The following is a 12,307-nucleotide window of genomic DNA, read 5'->3' as shown; positions in this document are numbered from 1 at the left end:
TGGTCCTCACGCCCCCGTCAGCTTGGCGAACGTGCCTTCGTAGGCGGTCTCTTCCTTCTGCGACAGGGCGCGGAAGGCGTGCGCCCGGGCGGCCGTGGCCTTGTCCGGGACGATCAGCGGGTTGTTCGCCGCGTCCTTGTCGATCTTCGCCAGATAGGGCTTCACACCGTCGACCGGCGTCACGTAGTTGACGTAGGCGGCGAGCTCGGCGGCCGGCTCCAGCTCGTAGTAGTAGTCGATCAGCCGTTCGGCGTTGGTCTTGTGGCGCGCCTTGTTGGGGACCAGGAGGTTGTCGGTCGACATCATGTAGCCGCTGTCGGGGATGACGTAGTCGATGTCGGGGTTGTCGGCCTGGAGCTGGACGATGTCGCCGCCCCAGGCGACGCACGCGGCCAGGTCGCCCTTGGCGAGGTCGGAGGTGTAGTCGTTGCCGGTGAAGCGGCGGATCTGCCCCTTGTCCACGGCCTTCTGGAGGCGGGCGGTGGCCGCGTCGTAGTCGTCGTCGGTGACCTTGGCGGGGTCCTTGCCCATGTCGAGAAGGGTCATCCCGATGCTGTCGCGCATCTCGGAGAGGAACCCGACGCGGCCTTTCAGGTGGCCGTTGTCCAGCAGGTCGGAGACGGACCTCACCTCGATGCCGTCGAGCGCCTTCTTGTTGTAGGCGAGCACGGTGAACACGCCCTGCCAGGGATACGAGTAGGCGCGGCCGGGGTCCCAGTCGGGGTCGCGGAACTGCGCGGACAGATGGGTGTAGGCGTGCGGCAGGTGGGAGGGGTCGAGCTTCTGCACCCAGCCGAGGCGGATCAGCCGGGCGGCCAGCCAGTCGGTGAGGACGATCAGGTCGCGGCCGGTGTCCTGGCCCGCGGCGAGCTGTGGCTTGATCTTGCCGAAGAACTCGTTGTTGTCGTTGATGTCCTCGGTGTACTTGACCGATATGCCGGTGCGCTTGGTGAACGCCTCCAGGGTGGGCCGGTGCTTGCCGCTGTCGTCGACGTCGACGTACTCGGGCCAGTTCGAGAAGCTGACCGTCTTCTCCTCGGCCGAGTGGTCCTGGGAGGAGACCCCGCCCTGTGTCTTGCCGGCCGCGGGGATGCCGCAGCCGGTCAGGGCCGCGAGGCCGCCGACCGCGAGCGCGCCGCCGGCGGAGGCCCGCAGCAGCGAGCGGCGGGTCAGGGCGGCCCTGCCGCGCGCGGCGCTGCGCCGCACGGCGGCCACCTGGGCCGGGGACAGACGGTCGGGCTCGTACTGCTCCATGGGCGTGGTGGCCTTTCCTGCGTCCGGTGGAGGCGGTGGTGGACGGGGTGTTCCGGTGGGCCCGGAGTGCGCGTGGCACCGCCGGTTCTAGGGCCGGTCTCCGAAGATCGTGCGGTGCCAGTCCTTCCGGGCCACCGCGGTGTTGTCGAACATGACGTGCTTGACCTGTGTGTACTCCTCGAACGAGTACGAGGACATGTCCTTGCCGAAGCCGGAGGCGGCATAGCCGCCGTGCGGCATCTCGCTGATGATCGGGATGTGGTCGTTGACCCAGACGCAGCCCGCCCGCAGTTCCCGGGTGGCGCGGTGCGCCCGGTGGACGTCCCGGGTCCAGGCGGAGGCGGCGAGCCCGTAGGGGGTGTCGTTGGCGAGCCGGAGCCCCTCGTCGTCGGAGTCGAACGGCAGGACGACGAGTACGGGGCCGAACAGTTCCCGCTGGACGATCTCGCTGTCCTGGGCGGCGCCGGTGACGAGCGTGGGCCGGTAGTAGGCGCCCTTGGCGAGGTCGCCGCCGGGTGCCTCGCCGCCGGTCACCAGGCGCGCGTGGGCGCGGGCCCGGTCGACGAAGCCGGCGACGCGGTCGCGCTGGGCGGTGGAGATCAGCGGGCCGAGGTCGGTGTCGGAGGCGAACGGGTCGCCGAGGCGGACGGTCTCCATGAGTGCGGCGGTCCGGGCGGTGAACTCCTCGTACAGCGGCCGCTGCACGTACGCGCGGGTGGCCGCCGTGCAGTCCTGACCGGTGTTGATGAGCGCGCCCGCCACCGCGCCGTGCACGGCGGCCTCCAGGTCGGCGTCGTCGAAGACCACGAAGGGCGCCTTGCCGCCGAGTTCCAGGTGCAGCCGCTTGACCCCGGCGGTCGCGAGCGCGGCGACGCGTCTGCCGACGGCGGTGGACCCGGTGAACGAGACCATCGCCACGTCCGGGTGGGCCACGAGGTGCTCCCCGGCCTCCTTCCCGGTGCCGGTGACGACGTTGATCACGCCGTCGGGGATCCCGGCCTCCGTGGCCGCCTCGGCGAAGAGGAGAGAGGTCAGCGGGGTGAGCTCGGCGGGCTTGAGCACGATCGTGTTGCCCGCGGCGACGGCCGGGAGGACCTTCCAGGCGGCCATCTGCAGCGGGTAGTTCCAGGGTGCGACGGAGCCGATGACGCCGACGGGTTCGCGGCGCACGTACGAGGTGTGGTCGCCGGAGTACTCCCCCGCGGCCAGGCCCTGCGGGTGGCGGGCGGCGCCCGCGAAGAAGGCGGCGTTGTCGACGGTGCCGGGGACGTCGAACTCGCGGGTCAGCTTGAGCGGCTTGCCGCACTGCAACGACTCGACACGGGCCAGTTCGTCGGCGCGGTCGGCGAGGACGGCGGCGAAGCGGTGCAGCGCCTCGGCGCGCTCGCCCGGGGTGGCGCCGGCCCAGCCCGCAAGGGCGGCGCGGGCGGCGGCGACGGCACGGTCGACGTCGGCGGGGCCGGCGAGCGCGAAGCGGTGGATCTCCTGGCCGGTGGCGGGGTCGACCACGGCGTGCTCCCGGCCCGAGGTGCCGTGCGCGGGGGCGCCGGCGAGGTACTGCGCGCCGCCCGGGAAACGTTCCCGCACGTCGCGGAGGGTACGGGCGCGGAGACCGCCGGAGTGGTCTTCGGGGCGGCCCTCGAAGCGGCGCTCGGGATGACGCTCAGGGCGGTGCTCGGGGTCGTTTTCGGGGTGGTGCATGCCGCTCTCCTCCGAGTCCCCGCGACGGAACCGACGTGGCCGAATCTCGATGTGGGTGCCGATCCTGGCAGAGCGGATGGACCTCAACAAGTGATTCCGTTGTTTAATTTTGGTTACGCGACGGAATCTGTCGGTGGAGTGCCTGGGGCGGCCGTAAATGGGTGGGGGCTGTCGGTGCCTGCTGCCAGACTCGCCCGCATGACGACGACGATCACTTCCCGTGAGGCTCTGGTGGCCGCGGTACGCGCGGGGGCGCGGGTGAGGTACCTGCACTTCTGGGGCCACCGGGCGCGCCCCGACGGCCGCGTGGGGGCGAGCTGTCTGAGCCAGTGGTGGCCGTCGCCGTTCACGGTGGACGGGGTGGAGTACGCGACGGCGGAGCACTGGATGATGGCGGCGAAGGCCCGCCTGTTCGGCGACGCGGAGGCGGAACGACGTGCCCTGGAGGCGCCGAACCCGGCCCTGGCGAAGAAGGCCGGCCGGCTGGTGCGGGGCTTCGACGAGACGGTGTGGCAGCGGGAGCGGTTCGGGATCGTGGCCGAGGGCAGCGTTCACAAGTTCCGGGCGGACGAGGAACTGCGGCGGTTCCTGCTCGGGACGGGGGACCGGGTACTGGTCGAAGCGAGCCCGCTGGACCGTGTCTGGGGCATCGGCCTCGCCGCGGACGACGAGGCGGCGGGGGATCCGGAGCGGTGGCGGGGCCACAACGAGCTGGGCTTCGCCCTGATGACGGCGAGGGATCGCCTACGCGACGAGTCGTGACGAGGCTCCGCCTCGGGGGGGTGGGTCCGAGTTGGGCGCGCTGTCGTTGTCGGGTGCGGGTGCGCGGGGGCTGTTCGCGCAGTTCCCCGCGCCCCTGGGTTGGCCGGCGTGGGCCGGGTGCGTGGGGGCGCAGCCCTCGTTGTTTTCGGGGGTCCAGGGGGCGGAGCCCCCTTGAGGGGTCCTTGTGGCGGGCCTGGGGGCGCACAGCCCCTCACGTCTGCGGGGGCGCAGGGGGCGGAGCCCTCGCCGGGGTCGAAGGGGCGGAGCCCCTGGGGGATGGGAAGGGCAGGGGCGGCGGGGGCGAGAAAAGCCCCCGGTCACCGCACCGCGGAAACCGTCAGCGACGTGCTGTACCCGTCATCCGTCGGCCACGGATCCTCGTCCGAGTCCGAGTCCGAACCGTCCCACGCCGTGAAGAGCAGCACCACCAGCGTCACCCCCAGCACCACCCCCACCGCCCCGCAGATGATCCCCGCCAACGCCTGCCCCGGATTCGTCGACTCCCCCCGCTTGGCCCGCCGCCGCCCCACGAACCCGAGGATCACCGCAAGCACCCCCAGGATGATCGCGACCGGCCACAGACAGAAGATCACCAGGGAGATGATGCCGAGCACGAGGGACGCGGTGCTCAGGCCGTTCTGCGGGCCGAGCGGCATCGCACCCCACGGGTACCCACCGGGCCCGCCCTGCGGCACCCCGTAGCCCGCGCCCCCGTAACTCCCGCCCGCGACCGGATACGGCGGATACCCGTACGGCACCTGCCCCGGCCCCTCGGGCCCGATCGGCGGCGGCGGAACAGCCCCACCCCCGGCACCCCCGTACGAGCCCCCCGGATACCCCGGAAAACCGACGGAGGCCGCAACGGGAGCAGGGCCCCCCGGCGGCGGCACGGAACCCGGAGCCCCCGGAGAGCCGAACGCCCCAGGAGCCGGGGCAGGCACCGGCACCGCCGGCACCCCCGCCACCGTCGCCTGCTCGTGCACGGAACCCCCCGCCCCCGCACCCCCGGGCAACGTGGGCGCCCCCGCGTCCCCCGGCACCGCGATCACCGTGTCCTGCGGAGCCGCCGGCACGCTGGACCCGGGTATCACGGCGTCCTGAACGTCGCCCCCCGCACCACCCGGCACACCCGCCGGCGACGCCCACGTGTGCGCCCCCGGCGCAGGAGACCCGGCGGAGTCCGGCGGCGCCCACGGATCCGGGGCGTCGGCGTTCTCGGGCGCGTGCGACGCCCGCGCGTCGTCGGACATGCTGGGTCCCCTCTGTTGAGCGTTCCGTCATGCTACGGCCAAGGCACCCGGCCCCCCGGCCCCGCACCCCCACCCTCCTCCGCCCTCCCCCACCCCCGCTTACGATGACCCCCGAGTCATCGATCAGCCGATCACCCGCGCCCCGCGCCCGCCCGCCGCCTTCCGCGACCGGCGTACCGCCGAGGGCGCGCCGTTCCGGGGAGGAACCTTGTCCACCGACCTTCGCAAGCCGCACGGCGCCGGCACCGGCGACCCGCACACCGCCTTCATCGCCGGCCTCCCCAAGGCCGAACTGCACGTCCACCACGTCGGCTCCGCCTCCCCCCGCATCGTCTCGGAACTGGCCGCCCGCCATCCCGACTCCAAGGTGCCCTCCGACCCCGAGGCGCTGGTCGACTACTTCACCTTCACGGACTTCGCGCACTTCATCGAGGTGTACCTGTCCGTCGTCGACCTGATCCGCACCCCGGAGGACGTCCGGCTGCTGACGTACGAGGTGGCCCGCGACCTGGCCCGCCAGCAGGTCCGCTACGCCGAGCTGACCATCACCCCGTTCTCCTCCACCCGCCGCGGGATCGACGAGCGCGCGTTCATGGACGCGATCGAGGACGCCCGCAAGACGGCGGAGGCGGAGTTCGGCACCGTACTGCGCTGGTGCTTCGACATCCCCGGCGAGGCGGGCCTGGAGTCGGCGCAGGAGACGGCGCGGCTGGCCACGGACGACCGGGTGCGCCCGGAGGGGCTGGTGTCGTTCGGTCTCGGCGGGCCGGAGATCGGCGTGCCGCGGCCGCAGTTCAAGCCGTACTTCGACCGGGCGATCGCGGCCGGCCTGCACTCCGTGCCGCACGCCGGCGAGACCACCGGCCCGGAGACGGTCTGGGACGCGCTGCGCGAGCTGCGCGCCGAGCGCATCGGACACGGCACCAGCTCGGCCCGCGACCCGGAGCTGCTGGCGCACCTGGCCGAGCACCGCATCCCGCTGGAGGTCTGCCCGACCTCGAACATCGCCACCCGCGCGGTCGCCACGCTCGACGAGCACCCGATCCGGACGTTCGTGGACGCCGGCGTCCTGGTGACCGTCAACTCCGACGACCCGCCGATGTTCGGCACCGACCTGAACACGGAGTACGCGGTGGCCGCACGCCTGCTGAACCTGGACGAACAGGGCATCGCCGCACTGGCGAAGAACGCGGTGGAGGCGTCCTTCCTGGACCCGGCGGGCAAGGCACGCCTCACGGCGGAGATCGACACGTACCTGACCACCTGGAGCCCCGCGCTCTGACCGCACCCCCTCGACCACCCCCTCCGCCCGCCGTCCGACGGGCGGAGGGCCGCACACGGGCGCAGGGCCGGACACGGGCGCAGGGCCGGACACGGGCGCAGGGCCGCAGGGGGCACCGCGAACCGCCGGGCACCACGGGTCGCCGCACCCCGGCCCGTCACAATGGCCCGCATGCAGACCTTCACCGCCGTCGCCCATCGCGGCGACCCCTACCGCGTCCGTGAGAACACGCTCGACTCGCTGCGGTCCGCGCTCCGACGGGGCGCGGACGCGGTGGAGTTCGACGTACGGCTCACCCGCGACGGCGTCCCCGTCCTCCTCCACGACGACACCCTGAAGCGGCTGTGGGGCCAGGACCGGCCGCTGGCCTCGCTCTCCGCGGCGGAGGTGCGGGAGCTGACGGCCGGCGGGGTGCCGACGCTCGCCGAGGCGCTCGCGGCGACGGCCGGCAGCCGGGTGATGATCGACCTGCCCGGCGCCCCCGGCCCCCGCTCGGTACGGCGGATTCTGGACGTCGTACAGGAGTGCGAGGCGCAGGAGCGCGCGTACTACTGCGCCGGCGCCGCCGCGATGCTCGCGGTGCGCTCCGCCGACCCGGCCGCCGAGATCGCGCTGACCTGGACCACCCTCGCCCCGCCGCGCCCGGTGCTCCTGGACGCGGTACGCCCCCGCTGGCTGAACTACCGCTTCGGCCTGATCACCCGCGACCTGGCGGCCCACGTCCACCGGAACGGCCACCTGCTCTCCGCCTGGACCCCCGACACCCCCCGCTCCATGCGCCGCCTCCTCGCCGCCGGCACCGACTCGATCACCACCAACCGCGTCGACGCACTCCACGCCCTGCGCCAACTCCCCTGAGAGCACGGCCACTTACCGTTCCCCGCCCCCTAGGGGAGACCCTTGTGCCGTTCCCCGGGTCCGGACCCTCCCCGCTGAGGATCCCTGGGTCCGTCCGTGCTCCGAGGATGGTGATCGTCAGCCACCACGCCACCCTCCCCGGCCGCCCCAGGAGCGCAGATGCCCGTCTCCCGCCGTACCGCCGTCCTCACCGGCACATTCGCCACCCTCGGCCTCGCCGCCGGCCCCGCACGGGCGGCCTCCCCGCGGACGGCCTCCGCACGGGGAACCGAGGGGCGGACCGGTCCGGACGCCGAGGCGCTGGCCGCCGCGCTCACCGGACTGCCGGACGCGGACGCGACCGCCGCCCTGGTACGGGTCGGCGGCACCGACGGCAGCTGGCACGGCAGCGCGGGCGTGCACGACCTCACCACCCGGCGCGCGGCCGACCCGCACGCCCTCTTCCGCGCCGGTTCGGTGACGAAGGTGGTGACGGCGGCGACCGTGCTCCACCTCGCCGCCGAGCGCCGGGTCCAGCTCGACGCGCCCGCACGGCACCACCTGCCGGACCTCCTGGGCCACCGCTACCGGCACGTCACCGTGCGGCAGTTGCTGAACCACACCAGCGGCATCCCGGTGGGGGAAGGGCTCGGGGACACCTTCGAGGAGGTGTACGCCCACCGCTTCGACACGCTGCCGCCGCGCCAGGTGGCGGCCTCCGCGGCCGCGCGGAAGCCCGAGTTCGCCCCGGGCACCGCACAGCACTACCTGAACATCAACTACACATACTGGGGCTGCTGATCGAGGCGGTCACCGGCGGCTCGTACGCCGAGGAGGCCACCCGGCGCATCCTGCGCCCGGCCGGGATGCGCCACACGTACTTCCCCGGCGCGGACCCCCGCATCCGGGGCCCGCACAACCACGGCTACCAGGCGGTCACGCGCGCCGACGGCAGCACGGAACTGCTCGACGTGACCGACTGGAACCAGGCGGACCGGTTCGCGGCGGGCGACATGATCTCCACCACCGCCGACCTGGAACGCCTGCTCGGCGCCCTCTTCCGGGGCCGCCTCCTGCCGCCCCGGCAACTGCGGGAGATGTTCACGGTCCCGCCGCACATCGACGGCGCCACCTACTCCGCCGGCCTCCAGCGCTTCGTCCACGAGGACCGCGTCTACTGGCTCAAGTCCGGCTCCCGCTACGGCTACAGCGCGGTCGTGGCCGCCACCCGCAACCTCACCCGCACCCTCACGTACTCGGTCAACGCCACGGACGCGAAGGGCGAGGACATGAACCCGACAGCACAACGCATAGCCCTGGCAGCACTGGCGTAAGAGAACGCGCCCCGTAAGGGGCGCGGGGAACTGCGCGAGAAGCCCCACCCACCCGCACCCGACAACCCACCCCCGGGGTCCAAAGGGCGAAGCCCCTTGAAGGGACGATGGGGGTCCCCCCTGCTCGAACGTAGTTGAGAGCTTGGGGGAGGGTAGGGGCGGCGGGGGCGAAAACACCCCCACCCACCCCCCGTCACCCGTCAGCCCGTCAGCCCTCCAACGACGTCATCACATGCTTCACCCGCGTGTAGTCCTCGAACCCGTACGCCGACAGATCCTTGCCATAGCCGGACTTCTTGAAGCCCCCATGCGGCATCTCCGCCACCAACGGAATATGCGTATTGATCCACACACACCCGAAGTCCAGCTTCTTCGACATCCGCATGGCCCGCCCATGATCCTTCGTCCACACGGACGAGGCCAACGCGTACTCCACCCCGTTCGCCCACTCCACCGCCTGGTCCTCGTCCCGGAACGCCTGCACGGTGATGACCGGCCCGAACACCTCGTTCTGGACGATCTCGTCGTCCTGCTTCAGCCCGGAGACGACGGTCGGCGCGTAGAAGTACCCCGTGTCCCCCACCCGGTGCCCTCCCGCCTCGACCTTGGCGTGCGCGGGCAGCCGCTCGACGAACCCGGAGACCTGCTTCAGCTGGTTGGGGTTGTTCAGCGGCCCGTACAGCACGTCCTCGTCGTCCGGCCGCCCGGTCTTCGTCTCGGCCGCCGTCTTGGCGAGCGCGGCGACGAACTCGTCGTGGATGGACTCGTGGACGAGGACACGCGTCGCGGCGGTGCAGTCCTGCCCGGCGTTGAAGAACCCGGCGACCGAGATGTCCTCGACGGCCTTGGGGATGTCGGTGTCCTCGAAGACGACGACGGGCGCCTTGCCGCCGAGCTCCAGGTGGACCCGCTTGAGGTCCCGTGACGCGGACTCGGCGACCGACATGCCGGCCCGCACGGAGCCGGTGATGGACGCCATCGCCGGGGTCGGGTGCTCGACCATCAGCCGCCCGGTGTCACGGTCGCCGCAGATGACGTTGAAGACGCCCTTGGGCAGGATCGAGCCGATGATGTCGGCGATCAGGACCGTGGAGGCGGGGGTGGTGTCGGACGGCTTGAGCACGACCGTGTTGCCGGCCGCGAGCGCGGGGGCGAACTTCCAGACGGCCATCATCATCGGGTAGTTCCAGGGCGCGACCTGCGCGCAGACACCGATCGGCTCGCGGCGGACGATCGAGGTGAGGCCCTCCATGTACTCGCCGGCCGAGCGGCCCTCCAGCATCCGCGCCGCACCCGCGAAGAAGCGGATCTGGTCGACCATCGGCGGGATCTCCTCGGTGCGGGTCAGCCCGGTCGGCTTGCCCGTGTTCTCCACCTCGGCGGCGATCAGCTCCTCGGCGCGCTCCTCGAACGCGTCGGCGATCTTCAGCAGGGCCTTCTGGCGCTCGGCGGGGGTCGTGTCCCGCCAGCCGGGGAAGGCCGCGGCGGCCGCGGCCATCGCGGCGTCGACGTCCGCCTGCCCGGACAGCGGCGCCGTCGCGTACGCCTCACCGGTCACGGGGTTGACCACCTCGGTGGTCCGTCCGTCGGCGGCGTCGCGGAATTCGCCGTCGATGTGGTTGCGCAGACGACGCAGCTCGGTGCTCACTGCCGGCCCTCCTGGTGGGTGTGCACGTGCGGGTGGGTGTCACGTGTCCAATTGCTGAGACACCCACCCTAGTCGCTGCCGCCGCGACTTCAACACCCCCACTCGCCCCGAATCTGCGAAATCCGCATCTCAGCCCACCCCAGACAACGAATTTCATCGAGAACGCCTTGCGGAACTGTCGAGACGTCGTGCACAGTGACCCCGTGGCCAGTCGAAGCGCAGAGCACAAGGATTCCTCCCGGGAGCACCGGAACGGCAACGGCATCCCCCATCTGGACGCCGTCTCCCTCGCCATCGTCGAGCAGCTCCAGGAGGACGGCCGGCGGCCCTACGCCGCGATCGGCAAGGCGGTCGGCCTGTCGGAGGCGGCCGTGCGCCAGCGCGTGCAGAAGCTCCTCGACCAGGGTGTGATGCAGATCGTCGCCGTGACGGACCCGCTCACGGTGGGGTTCCGCCGGCAGGCGATGGTCGGCGTCAACGTGGAGGGGGACGTGGAGTCCGCCGCCGATGCCCTGGCGGCCATGGACGAGTGCGAGTACGTCGTGATGACCGCCGGGTCCTTCGATCTGATGGTGGAGATCGTCTGCGAGGACGACGACCACCTCCTGGAGGTCATCAACAAACGCATCCGGGCCGTCCCCGGCGTGCGCTCCACCGAGAGTTTCGTCTACCTCAAGCTCAAGAAGCAGACCTACATGTGGGGAACCCGATAGCCGTGAGCAGCGACAGCGCCAAGGACCTCAGCAAGTCCGCGTACGACCACCTGTGGATGCACTTCACCCGCATGTCCTCGTACGAGAACGCCCCCGTGCCGACGATCGTGCGCGGCGAGGGCACCTACATCTACGACGACAAGGGCAAGCGCTACCTCGACGGCCTCGCGGGCCTGTTCGTCGTCCAGGCGGGGCACGGCCGCACCGAACTCGCCGAGACCGCGTTCAAGCAGGCGCAGGAGCTGGCGTTCTTCCCGGTGTGGTCCTACGCCCACCCCAAGGCCGTCGAGCTGGCCGAACGCCTCGCGCACTACGCCCCGGGCGACCTGAACAAGGTCTTCTTCACCACCGGCGGCGGCGAGGCGGTGGAGACCGCCTGGAAGCTGGCCAAGCAGTACTTCAAGCTGACCGGCAAGCCCACCAAGTACAAGGTGATATCCCGTGCCGTGGCCTACCACGGCACCCCGCAGGGTGCCCTGTCCATCACCGGCCTGCCCGGCCTGAAGGCCCCCTTCGAGCCGCTCGTCCCGGGCGCGCACAAGGTGCCCAACACGAACATCTACCGTGCCCCGCTCTTCGGCGACGACCCCGAGGCGTTCGGCCGCTGGGCCGCCGACCAGATCGAGCAGCAGATCCTCTTCGAGGGCCCGGACACCGTCGCCGCCGTCTTCCTGGAGCCCGTGCAGAACGCCGGCGGCTGCTTCCCGCCGCCGCCCGGCTACTTCCGGCGGGTGCGCGAGATCTGCGACCAGTACGACGTGCTGCTCGTCTCCGACGAGGTCATCTGCGCCTTCGGCCGGCTCGGCACGATGTTCGCCTGCGACAAGTTCGACTACGTCCCGGACATGATCACCTGCGCCAAGGGCATGACCTCGGGCTACTCCCCCATCGGCGCCTGCCTCGTCTCCGACCGCCTGGCCGAGCCGTTCTACAAGGGCGACAACACCTTCCTGCACGGCTACACGTTCGGCGGCCACCCGGTCTCCGCGGCCGTCGGCCTGGCCAACCTCGACCTGTTCGAGCGCGAGGGCCTCAACCAGCACGTCCTGGACAACGAGGGCGCCTTCCGCGCCACCCTGGAGAAGCTGCACGACCTGCCGATCGTCGGCGACGTCCGCGGCAACGGCTTCTTCTACGGCATCGAACTGGTGAAGGACAAGGCCACCAAGGAGACCTTCGACGAGGAGGAGACCGAGCGGATCCTCTACGGCTTCCTCTCCAAGGCCCTGTACGACAACGGCCTGTACTGCCGCGCCGACGACCGCGGCGACCCGGTGGTCCAGCTCGCCCCGCCGCTGATCTCCGACCAGTCCACGTTCGACGAGATCGAACAGATACTGCGGGGCGTGCTGACGGAGGCGTGGACGAAGCTGTGACCGGGGCGCGACCCCACCGCCCCCGGCGCCGGGCATATCGTCGTCCTGAATGATCAACATCGGCCTCGGGTCACCCGTTCGAGTGGGAATCGGTGACCCGGGGCCGTGTGCCGTCCGGCCTCCCGCCATGGGGCCGCCTAGCGTGCCAGT

9 protein-coding genes and 1 pseudogene are annotated in these 12,307 nt (G+C 71.7%); 6 read left to right on the top strand and 4 right to left on the bottom strand.

What is annotated here, in order from left to right; genetic code table 11:
* Positions 1-6: 6 nt before the first annotated feature.
* Both OIE12_RS24265 and OIE12_RS24260 read right to left on the bottom strand, forming a co-directional pair.
* A complete protein-coding gene (locus tag OIE12_RS24265; RefSeq protein ID WP_329138684.1) occupies positions 7-1,254 on the bottom strand; it encodes an ABC transporter substrate-binding protein in 1,248 nt (415 codons plus the stop codon).
* An 87-nt stretch (positions 1,255-1,341) separates the two neighbouring features.
* Positions 1,342-2,955 carry a gamma-aminobutyraldehyde dehydrogenase gene (locus OIE12_RS24260; RefSeq protein ID WP_329138682.1) on the bottom strand — a complete coding sequence of 538 codons (1,614 nt, stop codon included), beginning with the start codon at positions 2,953-2,955 and terminating at the stop codon, positions 1,342-1,344.
* A 198-nt stretch (positions 2,956-3,153) separates the two neighbouring features.
* Between OIE12_RS24260 and OIE12_RS24255 the strand changes: the two genes are divergently transcribed.
* Positions 3,154-3,717, top strand: a complete 564-nt coding sequence (locus OIE12_RS24255) for an NADAR family protein (RefSeq protein ID WP_329138680.1) — start codon at positions 3,154-3,156, stop codon at positions 3,715-3,717.
* A gap of 317 nt (positions 3,718-4,034) precedes the next feature.
* Here the strand turns inward: OIE12_RS24255 and OIE12_RS24250 are convergent, their stop codons facing one another.
* Positions 4,035-4,475, bottom strand: coding sequence for a DUF4190 domain-containing protein (locus OIE12_RS24250; RefSeq protein ID WP_329138678.1), 441 nt, complete (start codon positions 4,473-4,475; stop codon positions 4,035-4,037).
* A 700-nt stretch (positions 4,476-5,175) separates the two neighbouring features.
* Between OIE12_RS24250 and OIE12_RS24245 the strand changes: the two genes are divergently transcribed.
* From OIE12_RS24245 to OIE12_RS24235, 3 genes and pseudogenes are all read left to right on the top strand, one after another.
* Positions 5,176-6,249 carry an adenosine deaminase gene (locus OIE12_RS24245; protein ID WP_443053895.1) on the top strand — a complete coding sequence of 358 codons (1,074 nt, stop codon included), beginning with the start codon at positions 5,176-5,178 and terminating at the stop codon, positions 6,247-6,249.
* A 171-nt stretch (positions 6,250-6,420) separates the two neighbouring features.
* Positions 6,421-7,107 (top strand): glycerophosphodiester phosphodiesterase, encoded by a 687-nt coding sequence (locus OIE12_RS24240; protein WP_329138676.1) that lies wholly within the window; start codon positions 6,421-6,423, stop codon positions 7,105-7,107.
* A 159-nt stretch (positions 7,108-7,266) separates the two neighbouring features.
* Positions 7,267-8,420 (top strand): annotated as a pseudogene (locus OIE12_RS24235) (serine hydrolase domain-containing protein).
* Positions 8,421-8,628: 208 nt separating this feature from the next.
* Here the strand turns inward: OIE12_RS24235 and OIE12_RS24230 are convergent.
* Positions 8,629-10,068, bottom strand: a complete 1,440-nt coding sequence (locus OIE12_RS24230; protein ID WP_329138674.1) for a gamma-aminobutyraldehyde dehydrogenase — start codon at positions 10,066-10,068, stop codon at positions 8,629-8,631.
* A gap of 188 nt (positions 10,069-10,256) precedes the next feature.
* Between OIE12_RS24230 and OIE12_RS24225 the strand changes: the two genes are divergently transcribed.
* A complete protein-coding gene (locus OIE12_RS24225) occupies positions 10,257-10,781 on the top strand; it encodes an Lrp/AsnC family transcriptional regulator (protein WP_329138672.1) in 525 nt (174 codons plus the stop codon).
* On the top strand, positions 10,766-12,157 hold the full coding sequence (locus OIE12_RS24220) for an aspartate aminotransferase family protein (protein WP_329138670.1): 1,392 nt from the start codon (positions 10,766-10,768) through the stop codon (positions 12,155-12,157). The genes OIE12_RS24225 and OIE12_RS24220 overlap by 16 nt, the downstream gene beginning before the upstream one ends.
* Positions 12,158-12,307: the final 150 nt, after the last annotated feature.

This window comes from Streptomyces sp. NBC_00670, assembly GCF_036226765.1.
In the GTDB taxonomy this organism is placed as follows: domain Bacteria; phylum Actinomycetota; class Actinomycetes; order Streptomycetales; family Streptomycetaceae; genus Streptomyces.
Note: the sequence above shows the minus strand (reverse complement) of the source record. Positions and strands in the feature narration are given on the sequence as shown.

Coding starts and splice junctions, on each gene's coding strand:
- OIE12_RS24265 (WP_329138684.1), bottom strand. CDS start 1,254: ATGGAGCAGTACGAGCCCGACCGTCTGTCCCCGGCCCAGGTGGCCGCC.
- OIE12_RS24260 (WP_329138682.1), bottom strand. CDS start 2,955: ATGCACCACCCCGAAAACGACCCCGAGCACCGCCCTGAGCGTCATCCC.
- OIE12_RS24255 (WP_329138680.1), top strand. CDS start 3,154: ATGACGACGACGATCACTTCCCGTGAGGCTCTGGTGGCCGCGGTACGC.
- OIE12_RS24240 (WP_329138676.1), top strand. CDS start 6,421: ATGCAGACCTTCACCGCCGTCGCCCATCGCGGCGACCCCTACCGCGTC.